Raw genomic sequence first — 17059 nt, 5'->3', positions numbered from 1 at the left:
TTGTTGGTGGTCAGTGCGGATGTCTGACGCGGTAGGCCTGCAGCACCTGGTCGATCACCGCACTGGTGCGGGCGGCGCTGATGCCGTTCGACGGCGAGTGACCCCAGCCACGCAACTCATCGACCATGGTAGCGATCAACGGCTGCTGGATCGACGGCGGGTTCGGGATATCGAACGTCTGCATACCGGCTTCGGTTTCCAGTACCACTGGAACATCCTCGAAGGTGGCAAAGCGCAGTTGTCCGCGATCGCCGGTGATCTCGATCTCATCCTGGCGGCGGAACGCGCAGAAGCTCCATTGCGCGATGCCGTGCACCCCCGTCCCGGTGCGGAAGCACATCGAGACGCTGTCCTCGGCGGCGTAGGCGCCGGTCAACGAGCTGGCCAGGCCACGCACATCGCTCAGCGGCCCCAGCAGATGATCCAGCAGGTCCAGGGTGTGCGAGCCCAGATCGACGAACAGCCCGCCGCCAGCGATCGCCGGGTTGGTCCGCCAGAAGTCCGGCGATGCAGCGTTCGCCGAATGTGGCCGGTGCAGGGTGGCGCGCACGCTGCGCGGTGTGCCGATCGCGCCGCTGTCCAGCAGCTGCTTCACCTGCGCGAAGCGGGGCAGGGCGCGGCGGTAGTAGGCCACGAACACCGGCACGCCGCTGCGGGCGCTGGCTTCAATGATGCGCTGGCACTCGCCGTGGTCCATGGCCATCGGCTTTTCGATGTAGACCGGCTTGCCCGCGGCAATCGCCTGCAATGCGTAGTGCATGTGCGTGGAGGGCGGCGTCGCAACGTAGATCGCGTTCACTTCCGGGTCGGCGATGAGTGCATCGGCGTCCGCGTACCAGCGGGGAATCGCATGGCGCCGCGCATAATCCTCGGCCAACGCCGCATTGCGGCGCATGACCGCGGCCACCCGTGAGCCCGGCGTGTTGGCCAGGGCCGGCCCGCTCTTCTTCTCGGTGACGCTGCCACAGCCGATGAAGCCCCATACCACGTTGTCCAGGATCATCACGATGCGTCCAGAAAAGGGAAGGTCCGCCGGGTTCAACCCAACAGTGAGCGTAATCGATCACCGGCGGAGGCGGAGACATCGGCACCGGTGGGCAGGAAGCAACGAAGCTGCCACTGCCGGGTCCGGATCGCGTCCTTTGCGGTCGGCGTGCTCCACGGCGGATAGACACGGAGGGCGCGCTTTCCGCCCTCGCCATCGCGCGACATCACGCCGCGCTCGATCAGCAGGTCACGACTGAAGATGAACTGCCCGCGCTGTGTTCCGTCGGAGACCGCGATCACCACGAAGTGCACAGCATCGGCTGCATCCAATGGAGCGATATCAGAACCGGGGGCGGGGCGCTTCCACAGGGTTACGAACTGGCCGGTCTTGGTGGGGGTGATCTTCGCGACGCGGAACACGATGCTGTGACCCTCAAGGGCAAAGCGGCAGGCACCGTACTCTGCGCTTTCCGCTTCCGCCACGATCGGTCCGCTCAACTGCAGCCCTGCGGGCAGGTAGAGATCGTGCAGTGCCGCAGTGGCGGCAGCAATGCCGCTCATGCTTCCGGCAGCGGCTCGGGCACCGTTCCGGGCACGAACACGCCTTCTTTCACGTAGGCGGCCAGGGTCATGTCCAGCGCGAGCATGCCATCGCGCTTGAGGTCCATCAGTTCCGGTTCGACCATCGCGCCGTGCAGCACGCCCAGCACAGTGGCGTGCAGCATGCGCGCGGCGATCTTGGGGTCGGCGCCTTCGCGCAGCTGGCCCAGATCGCGGGCGCGGCGCAGGGCGCGCTCCATCCGGTCCAGCGCATCGCGGAAGCCGGCCTGCTGCATTTCGGTCAGCACCTTGGTATCGGCCGAGGCGTCGCTGCGCAGCATGATCTCCATGGTCTTGCGCAGGCGCTCGTCCTCGGACAGCTCGATGAACGAGTGGATCATCACCGCGCGCAGGTCGTGCACCGGGGTGTCGCGCTGGTCGGTGGAGGTACGCTCCAGTTCCTGCATGAAGGGCAGGTGCACGCGCTCGACGATCGCGGCGAGCACCTCGCTCTTGTTCTTGAAGTGCCAGTACACCGCGCCACGGGTATAGCCGGCGCGGGCGCCGATCATCTCCAGCGTGGTACGGGCCACGCCGTGTTCATGGAAGCAGGCTTCGGCGGCGTCAAGGATGCCTTCCCGGGTTGCCTGGGTGTCCTCTTTGGTCTTGCGGGCCATGGGTAGGGTACGAGTGCGGGTGAAACGTGGCTGAATTGTACCGGTTTACAAACAAACAAGCATGTATGTATATTTCGCACCCATCATTCCCGTCGTGTGCGTGGCAGGCCCGTCCGGCTCCCACTCCACCCGGGTGGGCGCTGTTCGCACGGTCTTCACCTTTGCTGGTGGAGGGTCCGCCGTATCAGCGCTGGCTGAGACCCTTTCCTTCAAGAGCCTTTCCGTCATGTTGCTGAGCCGAATCCGACCCTTTGCACTGTCGCTGGCAATCGCCGCGACCGTGGCTGCCTGCGGCGGCCAACCCCAGGCCCCCGAACAGGGCCCGGGTGACGTCACCGTGGTCACGCTGAAGTCCGAGACCGTGGGCCTGACCCGCGAGCTGCCGGGCCGTACCAACGCCTTCCTGGTCGCCGAAGTGCGTCCGCAGGTCAACGGCATCGTCGCCAAGCGCCTGTTCACCGAGGGCGGCATGGTCAAGGCCGGCGAGCCGCTGTACCAGATCGAGGACGCCAGCTACCGCGCACAGGCCAACAGTGCCCGTGCCCAGCTGGCGCGTGCCGAGGCCACCGCCAACGCCGCGCGCCTGAGCGCCAAGCGCATCACCGAGCTGGCCAAGGTTGATGCGGTCAGCCAGCAGGACCTGGAAAACGCGGTGGCCGCGCAGAAGCAGGCCGAGGCTGACGTCGGCGCCGCCAAGGCCTCGCTGGATGCGGCCAACGTCACTCTGGGCTACGCCCGCATCACCGCGCCGATCAGCGGCCGCATCGGCAAGTCCAGCGTCACCCAGGGTGCGCTGGTCAGCGCCGGCCAGGCCAATGCGCTGGCCACCGTGCAGCAGCTGGACCCGATCTATGTCGACCTGACCCAGTCCTCGGCCGAGCTGCTGCAGCTGCGCCGTGAGCTGGCCGCGGGCCGCCTGCAGGACAACCAGACGCTGCCGGTCAGCATCCTGATGGAAGACGGCAGCACCTTCGAGCACAAGGGCACGCTGGAGTTCTCCGAAGTCAGCGTCGACCCGGCCACTGGCAGCTTCGGCCTGCGCGTGAAAGTGGACAATCCGGACGGCCTGCTGATGCCGGGCACGTACGTGCGCGCGGTGATCGGCGGCGGCGTGCGCAGCGATGCAGTGCTGGTGCCGATGGCCGGCATCGCCCGCGATCCGAAGGGTGACACCTCCGCGATGGTGGTCGACAAGGACAACAAGGTCGAAGTGCGCCCGGTCAAGGTCAGCCGCACGGTCGGCGACAAGTGGCTGGTCGAGGACGGTCTGAAGGCCGGCGACAAGGTGATTGTCGAAGGCCTGCAGAAGATCGGCCCCGGCATGCCGGTCAAGGCCACCGAGAAGGGTGCTGCTCCGGCCAAGCCGGCAGCGGCCGCCCAGCCTGCCGCTCCGGCCGGCGACGCGAAGTAAGCGGAGAACCCCATGGCACGCTTTTTCATCGATCGACCCATCTTTGCATGGGTGATCGCCATCATCATCATGCTCGCCGGCGGCCTGGCCCTGTTCAAGCTGCCGGTCTCGATGTACCCCAACGTCGCACCGCCGGCGGTGGAAATCAGCGCCACCTACCCGGGTGCATCGGCCAAGGTGGTCGAGGACTCGGTGACGCAGATCATCGAGCAGAACATGAAGGGCCTTGATGGCCTGATCTATTTCTCCTCCAACAGCTCATCCAACGGCCAGGCCACCATCACCCTGACCTTCGAGAGCGGCACCAACCCGGACATCGCCCAGGTGCAGGTGCAGAACAAGCTGCAGCTGGCCATGCCGCTGCTGCCGCAGGAAGTGCAGCGGCAGGGCATCAACGTGGCCAAGTCCAGCTCGGGCTTCCTGAACGTCATCGCGTTCGTGTCCGAGAACGGCAGCATGGACGCCAACGACATCGCCGACTACGTCGGTTCCAATGTCGTCGACCGTCTGAGCCGCGTGCCGGGCGTGGGCAACATCCAGGTGTTCGGTGGCAAGTACGCCATGCGTATCTGGCTGGACCCGAACAAGCTGCACACCTACGGCCTGTCCGTTGCGGAAGTGACCGCAGCGATCAAGGCACAGAACGCCCAGGTGGCCATCGGCCAGCTCGGCGGCGCGCCGTCGATCAAGGGCCAGCAGCTCAACGCCACCATCAATGCGCAGTCGCGCCTGCAGACCCCGGAACAGTTCCGCAACATCATCGTGCGCGGTGCGCAGGACGGTGCCGAGCTGCGCCTGGGCGATGTCGCCCGTGTCGAACTGGGTGCAGAGTCCTACGACTTCGTCACCCGCTACAACGGCCAGCCGGCCAGCGGCCTGGCGGTCACCCTGGCCACCGGCGCCAACGCGCTGGATACTGCGGCCGGCGTGGATGCCGCGCTGCAGGACATGAAGAGCTTCTTCCCGGCCGGCCTGAAGGCCGAGATCCCGTACGACACGACCCCGTTCGTGCGCGTGTCGATCAAGGGCGTGGTGCAGACCCTGATCGAAGCGATCGTGCTGGTGTTCGTGGTGATGTACCTGTTCCTGCAGAACTTCCGCGCCACCCTGATCCCGACCATCGCCGTGCCGGTGGTGCTGCTGGGTACCTTCGGCGTGCTGGCGATGCTGGGCTTCTCGGTGAACATGCTGACCATGTTCGCGATGGTGCTGGCGATCGGCCTGCTGGTGGACGATGCCATCGTGGTAGTGGAGAACGTCGAGCGCATCATGTCCGAGGAAGGACTGTCGCCGCTCGAGGCCACCCGCAAGTCGATGGGCCAGATCACCGGCGCGCTGGTGGGTATCGGCCTGGTGCTGTCGGCCGTGTTCGTGCCGATGGCCTTCATGAGCGGTTCCACCGGCGTGATCTATCGCCAGTTCTCGGCCACGATCGTTTCGGCGATGGCGCTGTCGGTGCTGGTCGCGATCGTACTGACCCCGGCGCTGTGCGCGACCATGCTCAAGCCGCTGAAGAAGGGTGAGCACCACGTCGCACACAAGGGCTGGTCCGGTCGTTTCTTCAACGGTTTCAACCGCGGCTTCGACCGCACCAGCGAAAGCTACCAGCGCGGCGTGCGCGGCATCATCCACCGTCCGTGGCGCTTCATGGGCATCGTGGCGGCACTGTTCGTGCTGATGGGCGTGCTGTTCGTGCGCCTGCCCAGCTCGTTCCTGCCCAACGAAGACCAGGGCGTGCTGATGGCGCTGGTGCAGGCGCCGGTCGGTGCCACCCAGGAACGTACGCTGGAATCGATCGCGGCACTGGAAAACCACTTCCTGCAGAACGAGAAGGATGCGGTGGACTCGGTGTTCTCGGTGCAGGGCTTCAGCTTCGCCGGCATGGGCCAGAACGCGGGCATGGCATTCGTCAAGCTGAAGGACTGGAGCGAGCGTGACGCCAACAATGGCGTGATGCCGATCACCGGTCGCGCCATGGCAGCGCTGGGCCAGATCAAGGATGCCTTCATCTTCGCCTTCCCGCCGCCGGCCATTCCGGAACTGGGTACCGCCTCGGGCTACACCTTCTTCCTGAAGGACAACAGCGGCCAGGGCCACGAGGCACTGGTGGCCGCGCGCAACCAGCTGCTGGGCCTCGCCGCCGGCAGCAAGAAGCTGGCCAACGTGCGCCCGAACGGCCAGGAAGACACGCCGCAGTTCCGCATCGACATCGATGCGGCCAAGGCGACCTCGCTGGGGCTGTCGATCGACCAGATCAACGGTACCTTGGCCGCCGCATGGGGTAGCTCGTACATCGACGACTTCGTCGATCGTGGCCGCGTCAAGCGCGTGTTCGTGCAGGCCGACCAGCCGTTCCGCATGGTGCCGGAGGACTTCGATCTCTGGTCCGTGAAGAACGACAAGGGTGAGATGGTGCCGTTCAGTGCCTTCGCCACCAAGCACTGGGATTACGGTTCGCCGCGCCTGGAACGCTACAACGGTGTGTCGGCGATGGAAATCCAGGGCGAACCGGCACCGGGTGTCGCGTCCGGTGACGCCATGGCCGAGATCGAACAGCTGGCCAAGCAGCTGCCGGCGGGCTTCGGCATCGAGTGGACGGCGATGTCCTACCAGGAACGCCAGGCCGGCTCGCAGACGCCGCTGCTGTACACGCTGTCGCTGATGATCGTGTTCCTGTGCCTGGCCGCGATGTATGAAAGCTGGAGCGTGCCGACCGCGGTGCTGCTGGCGGCCCCGCTGGGTATCCTCGGCGCGGTGCTGGCCAATACCTTCAAGGGCCTGGAACGCGACATCTACTTCCAGGTGGCGATGCTGACCACGGTGGGCCTGACCAGCAAGAACGCGATCCTGATCGTCGAGTTCGCCAAGGAAAACCTGGAGAAGGGGGCCAGCCTGATCGAGTCGATCATGCACGCCGTGCGCGACCGCTTGCGCCCGATCGTGATGACCTCGCTGGCCTTCGGCATGGGCGTGGTGCCGCTGGCAATCTCCACCGGTGCCGGCTCCGGTGCCAAGCAGGCGATCGGCACCGGCGTGCTCGGCGGCATGATCGTCGGCACCGTGCTCGGCGTGTTCTTCGTGCCGCTGTTCTTCGTGGTGGTGCAGCGCGTGTTCAAGCGCAAATCCTCCACGTAAGCGAAACGGTAGTGCCGGCCGCTGGCCGGCACCTACTGCCCGCGTGATGTGAATCCAACGAGGTTGCCGGCCAGCGGCCGGCACTACCTCCTGCCATCCGGCAGTACCGATGGAAGTCATTCCCATGAAAAGTGCATCCCTGTTTCTTTCCATTGCCGCCGTGCTCGCGCTCGCCGGCTGCTCCACCCTGGTGCCGAAGAACACCGCCGTTGCTCCGGCCATTCCGGCGCAGTGGCCGGCCGAGGCCGCGCAGGGCGAGGTGGCCGATGTTGCCGCCGTCGGCTGGCGCGACTTCTTCACCGATGCGCGCCTGCAGCAGGTGATCGACCAGTCGCTGCAGAACAACCGCGACCTGCGCGTGGCCGTACTCAACGTTGAACGCGCGCGCGGCCAGTACCGCGTACAGCGCGCCGACCGTGTGCCCGGCGTGGCCGTCACCGGCCAGATGGACCGCCGTGGTACCGACGCCGGTGTCACCGAGCAGTTCACCGCCGGTGTTGGCGTAGCCGAGTTCGAACTGGATCTGTTCGGCCGCGTGCGCAATCTCAGTGAAGCGGCGCTGCAGCAGTACTTCGCCGTGGCCGCCAACCGCCGCAACGCGCAGCTGAGCCTGGTGGCCGAGACCGCCACGGCGTGGCTGACCTACGGGGCTGATGCGCAGCGGCTGAAGATCGCCGATGCGACGCTGAAGACCTACGAGGATTCGCTGCGCCTGGCCGAGGCCCGCCACGAGCGTGGTGGCAGTTCGGCGCTGGAGCTGACCCAGACCCGTACCCTGGTCGAGACCGCACGTACGGATGCTGCACGCCTGCGTGGCCAGCTGGCCCAGGACCGCAATGCGCTGGCGCTGCTGGCCGGTGGCCAGTTGGATCCGGCACTGCTGCCGGACAGCATCGAACCGCAGCTGCTGGCACTGGCACCGCCGCCGGCCGGCCTGCCCAGCGACGTGTTGCTGCAGCGCCCGGACATCATGGCCGCCGAACACCAGCTGCTGGCGGCCAACGCCAACATCGGTGCGGCACGCGCGGCGTTCTTCCCGAGCATCTCGCTGACCGGCAGCATCGGTAGTGGTTCGAGCGAATTGTCCAACCTGTTCGACAGTGGCACCCGCGTGTGGAGCTTCCTGCCGAAGATCACGCTGCCGATCTTCCAGGGCGGCAAGCTGCGCGCCAATCTGGCCATCGCCAATGCGGACCGTGACATTGCGCTGGCGCAGTACGAGAAGTCGATCCAGGTGGGCTTCCGCGAAACCGCCGATGCGCTGGCGTTGAACGTCAGCCTGGATGAGCAGGTGAGTTCACAGCAGCGCCTGGTGGAAGCGGCCGAACAGGCCAACCGCCTGTCGCAGGCACGCTACGACGCTGGCCTGGACAGCTTCGTGACCCTGCTTGATGCGCGCCGTACCGCCTACAACGCGCAGCAGACCCAGCTGCAGGCGCAGCTGGCCCAGCAGGCCAACCGCATCACCCTGTACAAGGTGCTGGGCGGCGGCTGGCACGAACGCAGCTGAAGGACAGCCGGCCAGCGGCCGGCTCTACCTTGATGATCGATGGTAATGCCGGCCGCGTGCCGGCATTGTCATTCCGGGGCCTGCTACACCGCTTCATCGTCGCGCCGCGCTGCATGGCAGGCGCGCACACGCGCCAGCGCGTCGCCAGCTTCGCGCGCCATCTGCTCGTACTCGCGCCGGATCTCTTCCAGCCGCTCCTCGTCCAGTTCTTCCAGATCCAACAGTTCGTTGTTGGCTTCGGCCGTCGCGCGGATCAGCTCGTCCAGCTTGATCTGCATCGCGGCGGTATCTGCGTTCTGCGTGTGCTGGATCAGGAACACCATCAGGAAGGTGATGATGGTGGTACCGGTGTTGATCACCAGCTGCCAGGTGTCGTTGAAACCGAACACCGGGCCACTGATGCCCCAGATCACCACGATCGCTACCGCAGCCAGGAAGGTCCACGGCGAGCCGGTGGCGGCCGCGGCCTTCTTGGCGATCGTATTGAACAGGTTGCGTGCTTTCATCGTCGTCGTCCCACTCAGGTGACGAGGATGATCGGCAGCGGCTCGTGCAGGGGCCGTGCAGCTCAGGCGCGCAGGCGCGGGGCGTCCTGCAGGCGCACCGGGCTGGTCTGGTAGACGTGCTGCCAGCAACGGTCGACGAATTCGCGGGCCTGGGCTTCGCTCAGGCGCGGCATGATCTGCAGGGCGTACTGGGTCTGGAACATCTCGTCGCGCTGCGCATTGCTGGCGCGCGGCTGGGTGATCAGCGAATCACAGGCGAACTTGATCCACGGCACGTAGGAGCCGAACGAGTTGTGCGGTAGTGCGCCGTCGGCATGCTGGCGGCGCCAGTGGTCAAGCTCGGCGTCAACGTTGATGACCGGGGGAATGGTGGGAACTTCGGCGTGCATGACAATCCAGTTCGGTTGAGTGGAGAGGGAGTGGGGGTTCATCCGAGTGTGGCCGATGGGGCAGTGGAAGCCGCGTCAGCGCGATGTGCAGCCGGCGTTGCGATTGCCTATCAGTTGCGCATGCTCGACCGCGCCCATCTCTTCGGCCATGTCGGCCATGGCATTGCAGAGGCGTTCGTGTTCGAGCGGATGGCCGCGCACCAGTTCCAGCTGCAGGCCCTGGTAAGCTGTCCAGAACTGGGCGCCACGCTGATGCAGCGCGAACTGCTGCTGCAGGCGCTTGCGGATGGCGTCAAGGATCGGGTCGGGCGTGGGGCGTACGGCGTGCGCGCACATGGCTGGCTCCGCCGGGGAAGGAAGGTCCCGGTAGCCCCACCCTAGGCGCGACGCTGGGGCGGGGTGTTACCGCAGCGTGTGCACGGGGCACGGCTGACTGTGCACGGGTTCGCGGCTGGCGCCGCAAACGCTGCCGGCACTAGGGCGTGCCGGCACTGAAGCGTTCATTAAGCGGGTTCAACAGCACACTGCGTGGTGCTCATTCACCGATGTCTTCGTTCCAGATCTCGGGATGCTGCGCAATGAAGCCGCCGAGCAGATCGACGCATTCCTGGTTGTCGAGGTCGATCACGTTGACGCCGTTTTCGCGCAACCAGCCGATGCCGCCCTGGAACGTGCGCGATTCGCCCACCACCACGGTGCCGATGTTGAACTGGCGCACCAGGCCCGAGCAGTACCAGCAAGGCGCCAGCGTGGTGACCATGATGGTGTCCTGGTAGCGGCGCTGGCGGCCGGCCTTGCGGAAGGCGTCGGTTTCGCCGTGCACGGAGGGGTCGCCTTCCTGCACCCGGCGGTTGTGGCCGCAGCCGAGCAGGCGGCCATCGTTGTGGTACAGCGCCGCGCCGATCGGCACGCCGCCCTCGGCCAGGCCCTGGCGGGCTTCGGCGATGGCGGTCTGCAGCAGGGCCTGGTAGTCGGGCGTGGTGATCATGCGGGGGCTCCGGTAAGTCGTGGCCCGCCATGATACGGGCAGGGGGTGCCGCTGGCCCCCGGCGGTGCGATAATCGGCGCCATGAGCGAATCCCCCTACAAAGCCGGTACCACCCATTTCGGGTTCCGCGACGTCGCCGCCAAGGACAAGCAGAAGCTGGTCGGCCAGGTGTTCACCTCGGTCGCGCGCAACTACGACCTGATGAACGACCTGATGAGCCTGGGTGTGCACCGGGCGTGGAAGCGCTACTACGTGGCCACCGCGCAGGTGAAGCCGGGCGACCGCGTGCTCGACCTGGCCGGCGGCACCGGCGATATCGCCGCCCTGCTGAAGGAGCGCGTCGGCGCCGAGGGCTCGGTGGTGCTGGGCGACATCAACGCCGGCATGCTGTCGGTCGGCCGTGACCGCCTGACCAATCGCGGCCTGGTGCTCGGCCTGGACTACGTGCAGTGCAACGCCGAAGCCCTGCCGTTCCCGGACAACAGTTTCGATCTGGTCACCATCGCCTTCGGCCTGCGCAACGTGACCGACAAGGACGCCGGCCTGCGCGAGATGTACCGCGTGCTGAAGGTCGGCGGCCAGGCCCGCGTGCTGGAATTCTCCGAAGTCACCGCCGACTGGTTCAAGCCGATCTACGACTTCCACTCGTTCAAGATCCTGCCCAAGCTGGGCAAGCTGTTCGCCAACGATTCGGACAGCTACCAGTACCTGGCCGAGAGCATCCGCAAGCACCCGCCGCAGGATGAGCTGAAGGCGATGATGGGGCAGGCCGGCTTCGAGCGCTGCCACTACAAGAACCTGACCGGCGGCATCGTTTCGATCCACTCCGGCTACAAGCTGTAAAGCGTGTGGGGCCGCCGGGCATGGCCCGGCGCTACCTGTTCTGGTAGGTGCCAACCTTGGTTGGCACACGCTTGCACCGGGCGCTGACACATCCGTGCCAACCAAGGTTGGCACCTACCTATGGATGCCAACCTTGGTTGGCATGCGCCGCAGGCGCAGGATCGGCCCCGGCCGCCATTACCCCGCACCGCGCAACGCCTGCGGGGCCGGAGGGAGTTACCATTGGGGGTCTGATCCCCGTAACGGTCCCGATTCATGCGTAATCCGCTGATGCTCCTTCCGCTGGCCGTGGCCCTGGCCGCCGGCTGCTCTCAGGAGGCGGCCGCGCCCGCCGCCGCCCCGACTGCCGCCAAGGCCCCCGCCGCCCCCGTGAACGCCGAGAACCGCAGCCACGACGAAAGCTCGTACGCCGAGCCGGACAAGGTCGTCATCAAGGACATCGCGCTGGATCTGAAGCTGGACTTCGACCAGAAGCAGATCGGCGGCACCGCCACCTACTCCCTGGAATGGAAGCAGAAGGACGCCAAGCAGCTGGTGCTCGACACCCGCGAGCTGACCGTGTCCAAGGTCGAGGCCGTTGCCGCCGATGGCGCGCGCAGCCCGCTGCAGTTCGCGCTGGCCCCGGCCGACAAAGTGTTCGGCAGCAAGCTGACCATCGAGACCCCGGAACAGCCGGCCAAGGTGGAAGTGACCTACCACACCGCGCCGACCGCTTCGGGGCTGCAGTGGCTGGCGCCGTCGATGACCGAAGGCAAGAAGCTGCCTTTCATGTTCAGCCAGTCGCAGGCCATCCACGCCCGTTCCTGGGTGCCGCTGCAGGACACCCCGAGCGTGCGCTTCACCTACAGCGCGCACGTGGTCTCGCGCCCGGACGTGATGGTGCTGATGAGCGCCGACAACGATCCGAAGGCGGCGCGTGACGGTGACTACACCTTCAAGATGCCGCAGCCGATTCCGTCGTACCTGCTGGCCATCGCGGCCGGCGACCTGGTGTTCGAGCCGATCTCCGGCCGCTCCGGCGTCTGGGCCGAGCCGACCATGGTCAACAAGGCCGCCAAGGAATTCGAAGACACCGAGAAGATGATCGGTGCCGCCGAGAAGCTGTACGGCGAGTACCGCTGGGGCCGCTACGACATGCTGGTGCTGCCGCCGTCGTTCCCGTTCGGCGGCATGGAGAACCCGCGCCTGACCTTCGCTACCCCGACCGTGATCGTCGGCGACAAGTCGCTGGTCTCGCTGGTGGCCCACGAACTGGCGCACAGCTGGTCGGGCAACCTGGTGACCAACGCCAGCTGGAAGGACATCTGGCTCAATGAAGGCTTCACCACCTACGTCCAGGGCCGCATCACCGAAGCCCTGTACGGCAAGGAGATGGCCGAGATGGAGAAGCAGATCGACCAGACCGACCTGCTGGCCGAAGTGAAGGACATGAGCCCGGCCGACCAGGCGCTGGCGCTGCCGCCGCTGAACGAGCGCGATCCCGATGAAGCCCTCAGTCAGGTGGCCTACGTCAAGGGTGCGTGGTTCCTGGAATTCCTGGAACAGCGCTTCGGCCGCGAAACCTTCGATCCGTTCCTGCGTGGCTGGTTCGATGACCACGCCTTCCAGAGCGCGAACACTGATCAGTTCGTTGCCTACATGAAGGAAAAGCTGCTGCCGAAGAACCCGTCTGCAGTGACGGAAGCCGAACTGAAGGCGTGGCTGGACGAGCCGGGCATTCCGGCGTTCGCGGCCAAGGCGCAGTCGCGCAACTTCAGCAGCGTGGATACCGCACGCATCGCCTTCGCCAGCGCCGGCACCGTGCCGAGCAGCCAGGTCATCGCTGACTGGAGCACGCAGGAATGGGTGCGCTTCATCGACGGCCTGGGCGCGACCCAGCCGCTGGACAAGCTGGCCACGCTGGACAAGGCGTTCCACTTCACCGGCACCCCGAATGGCGAGATCGCCATGCGCTGGTACCCGCTGGCGATCCGCAGCGGTTACGAGCAGGCCAATGAAGGGGCGGCTGCATTCATCGAGCGCGTCGGTCGTCGCAAGCTGATCCTGCCGATCTACGCCGAACTGGTGAAGACGCCGAAGGGTCTGGAGCTGGCCAAGCAGGCCTTCGAAAAGGCCAAGCCGGGCTACCACCCGATCACCACCGCCTCGGTCCAGGACATGCTGGCCAAGGCCGAAGCCAAGTAAGAAGACGCGCCGGGTATCCCCCGGCGCTTTTCTTTGTAGAGTCGAGCCATGCTCGACTGCTGTTGAAGCGCCAGTCGAGCATGGCTCGACTCTACAGAAATGCGAAAACACGAAGGACCTCCGCCATGAAACGACTGATCCTGCTCACCGCCTGTACGCTGGCCCTTGCTGCCTGCAGCAACCCCGAGGAAGAGCGCAAGGCGCAGGAAGCCGCCGCAGCCGCCGTGCAGGCACAGAAGGAAGCCAAGGCCGAAGACGTGGCCAAGCAGTACGACATGGCCGTGGCCGCAGAGGACTGGGAGCGTGCGCGCCTGCATGGCGCCTCGCTGCTGGACCAGTACAAGGACACCGCCGCCGCCGAGCGCATCGCCGCAGGCTTCGACGAGGTCAAGGCCAAGGGCGATGCCGCGCGCGACCTGCGCCGCATGCAGGCGCTGTGGCAGTACAACCAGATCCCGGTGGGCAACAAGGGCAACCAGGTTTCGGCGCAGATCTACAGCAAGGAACGGGTGGACGTGGATGGCAGCGGCGCCAAGCCGGTGCAGCTGGTGTTCCGCGATCACCCGGAGTGGAAGCGGCATGCCTACCTGGTGCTGCAGGCCGGCGACTTCTGCTGCCCGCAGTGCACGGTGAAGGTGACCGTGGACGACGGCAAGCCGGTGTCGATGGCAGCCTGGCGCCCGAAGACCGATGAAGCCATCGCGCTGTTCATCACCGACCAGAAGGCGCTGTGGAAGCTGGCGCGCAAGGGCAAGTCGATCAGCATCGAGTTCCCGGTCAAGGCCGTCGGCACGCGTACTGCCGTGTTCGAAACCGGTGGTGTCGACGCCAGCCGCATGCCGCAGTGGTGGCAGTGATGATCGCGGCGGGCAGCGCAGTGCACGCGTTGTCCGCGATCCGGCACTGGGTGTTCGACATGGACGGCACACTGACGGTGGCCGTGCATGACTTCGCCGCGATCCGCCGCGCGCTGGAGATCGCCGCGGAGGAAGACATCCTCGACCACATCGCGGCGCTGCCGGGCGCATCGGCGCAGGCCAAGCGTGAGTGGCTGCTGGAACACGAGCGCACGCTGGCCGAGGACGCGCTGCCGGCACCGGGCGCGGTGAAGCTGCTGCGCGCGCTGGCGGCGGCTGGCTGCCGGCTGGGCATCCTGACCCGCAACGACCATGCGCTGGCGAAGCTGACCCTGGACGCGATCGGGGTCGGGGAGCTGTTCGACGATGCCGACATCATTGGTCGCGATGAAGCGGTGCCCAAGCCCTCACCGGATGGGCTGCAGCAGCACCTGCGGCATTGGGGCATCGCAGCGTCGGAGGCGGTGATGGTCGGTGACCACGCCTACGACCTGGAGTGCGGCCGCGCCGCGGGCACGCACACCGTGCTGGTCAATCTGCCGGAGAACCCGTGGCCGGGCCGTGCCGACTGGCATTTCGCCGATTGCCGCGACCTGTTGGCCGCCTGGCAGCGCAGGGGGTAGTGCCGGCCGCTGGCCGGCAGTGTCGACCAAGGTCGACACCTACCAGGCCACAGCGTGTCGACCAAGGTCGACACCCACCGAGCGGGTGCGCGGGCAGTTCGTTTACGCGCCCAGCGCGTAACCGAACTGCTGCTTGAACTGCTCGTTGAACTCGTCAAAGGTGAAGCGCTGGTTCTGCGTGCCCGGGTGCTCGACCTTCAGTGCGCCCATCAGGTTGCCCATGCGGCCGATGGTCAGCCAGTCGTAGCCCTTCTGGATGCCGTAGATCAGGCCCGCACGGAAGGCGTCGCCACAGCCGGTCGGGTCGACCACGCGGCGCTCGTGCGCCGGCGGGATGTCGTAGCTCTTTTCCGGGGTGTGGATGACTGCGCCCTTCGGGCCGCGGGTGGTGATGTAGGCCTTGACCCGGCTGACGATCTCCTTCTCGTCCCAGCCGGTGCGTTCCTGCAGCAGGTTCGACTCGTAGTCGTTGACCACCACGTAGTCGGCCTGGTCGATGAAGGCGCGCAGCTCCGGGCCGTTGAACAGCGGCATGGCCTGGCCCGGGTCGAAGATGAACGGAATGCCGTCTTCGTGGAATTCCTGCGCGTTCTGGATCATGCCTTCGCGGCCATCCGGGCCGACCAGGCCCAGGGTCACGCCCGGCACGCCACGCACGTGGTTCTCGTAGGAACGCATCATCGCGCCCGGGTGGAAGGCGGTGATCTGGTTGTTGTCGTGGTCGGTGGTGATGAACGCCTGCGGGGTGAACAGCTCATCGATCACGCGCACGCGCGTCAGGTCGATGCCCAAGCCTTCGAAGTACTCGCGGTACGGGCCGAAGTCCGAACCCACGGTGCCCATCGGGATCGGCTGGCCGCCCAGCAGGTGCAGGTTGTAGGCGATGTTGCCGGCGCAGCCGCCGAACTCGCGGCGCATGCGCGGCACCAGGAAGGACACGTTCAGGATGTGCACCTTGTCCGGCAGGATGTGATTCTTGAACTGGTCCGGGAACACCATGATGGTGTCGAAGGCAAGAGAACCACAGATCAGAGCGGACATCGATGTAAGCCTATGCGGTGAATTTTGGGGTGGGCCGGCCCGGTTCAGCGGGCAAGCAAACGGCGCCCTTGGGCGCCCGACGGCGCAAAGGTTACCCGCTGGTGCCGCTCAGGGCCAGAACCGGGTGAGACCCGATCAGGCCGAAAGCCTGTGAAGACGCGGGTTCAGCTAGTTTTTTCCTTGCTCGGCGGCAGGCGGGTTGCTAGGCTTGTCGGCCTCGATTTCTGCCCATTTTTTCGCCATCCCGCGGCGGGCACGACACCCCTCAGGACTCCTTCCTCAGATGTTCAAGAAACTCCGTGGCATGTTCTCCAATGACCTGTCCATCGACCTGGGCACGGCCAACACCCTCATCTACGTGCGCGGGCAGGGGATCGTGCTGAACGAGCCGTCGGTCGTGGCCGTGCGCCAGGACCGTGCCATCGGTGGTACCCGCTCGGTGGCAGCCGTGGGCGCCGAAGCCAAGCAGATGCTGGGCCGTACCCCGGGCCACATCACCACCATCCGCCCGATGAAGGACGGCGTCATCGCCGACTTCACCTACACCGAGGCGATGCTCAAGCACTTCATCAAGAAGGTGCACAAGTCGCGCGTGCTGCGCCCGAGCCCGCGCGTGCTGGTCTGCGTGCCGGCCGGCTCGACCCAGGTCGAGCGCCGCGCGATCAAGGAATCGGCCGAGGAAGCCGGTGCCCGTGACGTGTTCCTGATCGAAGAACCGATGGCCGCCGCGATCGGCGCCGGCATGCCGGTCACCGAAGCCCGTGGCTCGATGGTCATCGACATCGGCGGCGGCACCACCGAAGTTGCGGTGATTTCGCTCAACGGCATCGTCTATTCGGCCTCGGTCCGCATCGGCGGCGACCGCTTCGACGAGTCGATCACCAACTACGTGCGCCGCAACCACGGCATGCTGATCGGTGAAGCCACCGCCGAGCGCATCAAGGTCGAGCTGGGCTGTGCCTACCCGCAGGCGGAAGTGATCGAGATGGAAATCTCCGGCCGCAACCTCGCCGAGGGCGTGCCGAAGATGATCAAGATCAGCTCCAACGAGGTGCTCGAGGCCCTGCACGAACCGCTGTCGGGCATTGTCAGCGCGGTCAAGCTGGCGCTGGAGCAGACCCCGCCGGAACTGTGCGCCGACGTCGCCGAGCGCGGCATCGTGCTGACCGGTGGTGGCGCCCTGCTGCGTGACCTGGACCGCCTGATTTCCGAGGAAACCGGCCTGCACGTGCAGGTGGCCGACGATCCGCTGACCTGCGTGGCCCGCGGTGGCGGTCGTGCGCTGGAGCTGGTGGACATGCACGGCAACGAGTTCTTTGCGCCGGAATAAGCCGTCCCGGCTGCCTGCGCCCGCAGCGCCCCTCCGGG

16 protein-coding genes are annotated in these 17059 nt (G+C 66.2%); 8 read left to right on the top strand and 8 right to left on the bottom strand.

Features of this window, described 5'->3' with window-relative positions:
- Positions 1-10 precede the first annotated feature (10 nt).
- Genes D5301_RS01210 through smeT form a run of 3 tightly spaced genes read right to left on the bottom strand, consistent with a single transcriptional unit; the run spans position 11 to position 2204 of the window.
- Complete coding sequence (locus D5301_RS01210; protein ID WP_110713754.1) at positions 11-1003, bottom strand: Gfo/Idh/MocA family oxidoreductase; 993 nt, start codon at positions 1001-1003, stop codon at positions 11-13.
- Between the two features lie 35 nt (positions 1004-1038).
- Positions 1039-1548, bottom strand: a complete 510-nt coding sequence (locus D5301_RS01205) for a MepB family protein (RefSeq protein WP_153854550.1) — start codon at positions 1546-1548, stop codon at positions 1039-1041.
- Positions 1545-2204: an efflux transporter SmeDEF transcriptional repressor SmeT gene (smeT, locus tag D5301_RS01200; RefSeq protein ID WP_111202805.1), complete on the bottom strand. Its 660-nt coding sequence runs from the start codon at positions 2202-2204 to the stop codon at positions 1545-1547. Before smeT ends, D5301_RS01205 begins: the two co-directional genes overlap by 4 nt.
- Positions 2205-2430: 226 nt before the next feature.
- Between smeT and smeD the strand changes: the two genes are divergently transcribed.
- The 3 genes from smeD to smeF all read left to right on the top strand — a co-directional run bounded on the left by smeD (position 2431) and on the right by smeF (position 8260).
- Positions 2431-3615, top strand: coding sequence for a multidrug efflux RND transporter periplasmic adaptor subunit SmeD (gene smeD / locus D5301_RS01195; RefSeq protein ID WP_032129008.1), 1185 nt, complete (start codon positions 2431-2433; stop codon positions 3613-3615).
- 12 nt (positions 3616-3627) lie between these two features.
- Complete coding sequence (gene smeE, locus D5301_RS01190; RefSeq protein ID WP_153854549.1) at positions 3628-6750, top strand: multidrug efflux RND transporter permease subunit SmeE; 3123 nt, start codon at positions 3628-3630, stop codon at positions 6748-6750.
- 109 nt (positions 6751-6859) lie between these two features.
- Positions 6860-8260: a multidrug efflux RND transporter outer membrane subunit SmeF gene (gene smeF, locus D5301_RS01185; RefSeq protein WP_153854548.1), complete on the top strand. Its 1401-nt coding sequence runs from the start codon at positions 6860-6862 to the stop codon at positions 8258-8260.
- A gap of 83 nt (positions 8261-8343) precedes the next feature.
- On the opposite strand, the gene D5301_RS01180 is transcribed toward smeF, so the two are convergent.
- The 4 genes from D5301_RS01180 to D5301_RS01165 all read right to left on the bottom strand — a co-directional run bounded on the left by D5301_RS01180 (position 8344) and on the right by D5301_RS01165 (position 10143).
- Positions 8344-8766: a low affinity iron permease family protein gene (locus tag D5301_RS01180; protein WP_032129005.1), complete on the bottom strand. Its 423-nt coding sequence runs from the start codon at positions 8764-8766 to the stop codon at positions 8344-8346.
- Between the two features lie 62 nt (positions 8767-8828).
- Complete coding sequence (locus D5301_RS01175) at positions 8829-9155, bottom strand: hypothetical protein (RefSeq protein WP_014038526.1); 327 nt, start codon at positions 9153-9155, stop codon at positions 8829-8831.
- A 75-nt stretch (positions 9156-9230) separates the two neighbouring features.
- Positions 9231-9491: a hypothetical protein gene (locus D5301_RS01170; protein ID WP_153854547.1), complete on the bottom strand. Its 261-nt coding sequence runs from the start codon at positions 9489-9491 to the stop codon at positions 9231-9233.
- 199 nt (positions 9492-9690) lie between these two features.
- The gene (locus D5301_RS01165) at positions 9691-10143 is read right to left on the bottom strand and encodes a nucleoside deaminase (protein WP_153854546.1); all 453 of its coding nucleotides are present in this window, start codon (positions 10141-10143) and stop codon (positions 9691-9693) included.
- An 81-nt stretch (positions 10144-10224) separates the two neighbouring features.
- On the opposite strand from D5301_RS01165, the gene ubiE reads away from it, so the two are divergent.
- The 4 genes from ubiE to D5301_RS01145 all read left to right on the top strand — a co-directional run bounded on the left by ubiE (position 10225) and on the right by D5301_RS01145 (position 14650).
- Positions 10225-10986 (top strand): bifunctional demethylmenaquinone methyltransferase/2-methoxy-6-polyprenyl-1,4-benzoquinol methylase UbiE, encoded by a 762-nt coding sequence (gene ubiE / locus D5301_RS01160; protein WP_005411082.1) that lies wholly within the window; start codon positions 10225-10227, stop codon positions 10984-10986.
- A 255-nt stretch (positions 10987-11241) separates the two neighbouring features.
- Positions 11242-13170, top strand: coding sequence for a M1 family metallopeptidase (locus tag D5301_RS01155; protein WP_153854545.1), 1929 nt, complete (start codon positions 11242-11244; stop codon positions 13168-13170).
- A gap of 125 nt (positions 13171-13295) precedes the next feature.
- The gene (locus tag D5301_RS01150; RefSeq protein WP_153854544.1) at positions 13296-14027 is read left to right on the top strand and encodes a hypothetical protein; all 732 of its coding nucleotides are present in this window, start codon (positions 13296-13298) and stop codon (positions 14025-14027) included.
- Positions 14027-14650 carry an HAD family hydrolase gene (locus D5301_RS01145; protein WP_153854543.1) on the top strand — a complete coding sequence of 208 codons (624 nt, stop codon included), beginning with the start codon at positions 14027-14029 and terminating at the stop codon, positions 14648-14650. The genes D5301_RS01150 and D5301_RS01145 overlap by 1 nt, the downstream gene beginning before the upstream one ends.
- Before the next feature lie 102 nt (positions 14651-14752).
- Here the strand turns inward: D5301_RS01145 and D5301_RS01140 are convergent, their stop codons facing one another.
- The gene (locus tag D5301_RS01140) at positions 14753-15691 is read right to left on the bottom strand and encodes a carbohydrate kinase family protein (RefSeq protein ID WP_134951036.1); all 939 of its coding nucleotides are present in this window, start codon (positions 15689-15691) and stop codon (positions 14753-14755) included.
- Positions 15692-15974: 283 nt separating this feature from the next.
- Here D5301_RS01140 and D5301_RS01135 point away from each other — a divergent pair, with 283 nt between their 5' ends.
- Positions 15975-17021, top strand: coding sequence for a rod shape-determining protein (locus D5301_RS01135; protein WP_005419402.1), 1047 nt, complete (start codon positions 15975-15977; stop codon positions 17019-17021).
- Positions 17022-17059 lie beyond the last annotated feature (38 nt).

Source organism: Stenotrophomonas sp. MH181796 (assembly GCF_009659995.1).
GTDB lineage: Bacteria > Pseudomonadota > Gammaproteobacteria > Xanthomonadales > Xanthomonadaceae > Stenotrophomonas > Stenotrophomonas riyadhensis.
Note: the sequence above shows the minus strand (reverse complement) of the source record. Positions and strands in the feature narration are given on the sequence as shown.

What these genes read in the sequence shown, in the direction of transcription:
- D5301_RS01205 (WP_153854550.1), bottom strand. Translation starts at nt 1,548, where the DNA reads ATGAGCGGCATTGCTGCCGCCACTGCGGCACTGCACGATCTCTACCTG.
- smeT (WP_111202805.1), bottom strand. Translation starts at nt 2,204, where the DNA reads ATGGCCCGCAAGACCAAAGAGGACACCCAGGCAACCCGGGAAGGCATC.
- D5301_RS01175 (WP_014038526.1), bottom strand. Translation starts at nt 9,155, where the DNA reads ATGCACGCCGAAGTTCCCACCATTCCCCCGGTCATCAACGTTGACGCC.
- D5301_RS01180 (WP_032129005.1), bottom strand. Translation starts at nt 8,766, where the DNA reads ATGAAAGCACGCAACCTGTTCAATACGATCGCCAAGAAGGCCGCGGCC.
- D5301_RS01150 (WP_153854544.1), top strand. Translation starts at nt 13,296, where the DNA reads ATGAAACGACTGATCCTGCTCACCGCCTGTACGCTGGCCCTTGCTGCC.
- D5301_RS01165 (WP_153854546.1), bottom strand. Translation starts at nt 10,143, where the DNA reads ATGATCACCACGCCCGACTACCAGGCCCTGCTGCAGACCGCCATCGCC.
- smeE (WP_153854549.1), top strand. Translation starts at nt 3,628, where the DNA reads ATGGCACGCTTTTTCATCGATCGACCCATCTTTGCATGGGTGATCGCC.
- ubiE (WP_005411082.1), top strand. Translation starts at nt 10,225, where the DNA reads ATGAGCGAATCCCCCTACAAAGCCGGTACCACCCATTTCGGGTTCCGC.
- D5301_RS01155 (WP_153854545.1), top strand. Translation starts at nt 11,242, where the DNA reads ATGCGTAATCCGCTGATGCTCCTTCCGCTGGCCGTGGCCCTGGCCGCC.
- D5301_RS01135 (WP_005419402.1), top strand. Translation starts at nt 15,975, where the DNA reads ATGTTCAAGAAACTCCGTGGCATGTTCTCCAATGACCTGTCCATCGAC.
- D5301_RS01140 (WP_134951036.1), bottom strand. Translation starts at nt 15,691, where the DNA reads ATGTCCGCTCTGATCTGTGGTTCTCTTGCCTTCGACACCATCATGGTG.
- smeD (WP_032129008.1), top strand. Translation starts at nt 2,431, where the DNA reads ATGTTGCTGAGCCGAATCCGACCCTTTGCACTGTCGCTGGCAATCGCC.
- smeF (WP_153854548.1), top strand. Translation starts at nt 6,860, where the DNA reads ATGGAAGTCATTCCCATGAAAAGTGCATCCCTGTTTCTTTCCATTGCC.
- D5301_RS01210 (WP_110713754.1), bottom strand. Translation starts at nt 1,003, where the DNA reads ATGATCCTGGACAACGTGGTATGGGGCTTCATCGGCTGTGGCAGCGTC.
- D5301_RS01145 (WP_153854543.1), top strand. Translation starts at nt 14,027, where the DNA reads ATGATCGCGGCGGGCAGCGCAGTGCACGCGTTGTCCGCGATCCGGCAC.
- D5301_RS01170 (WP_153854547.1), bottom strand. Translation starts at nt 9,491, where the DNA reads ATGTGCGCGCACGCCGTACGCCCCACGCCCGACCCGATCCTTGACGCC.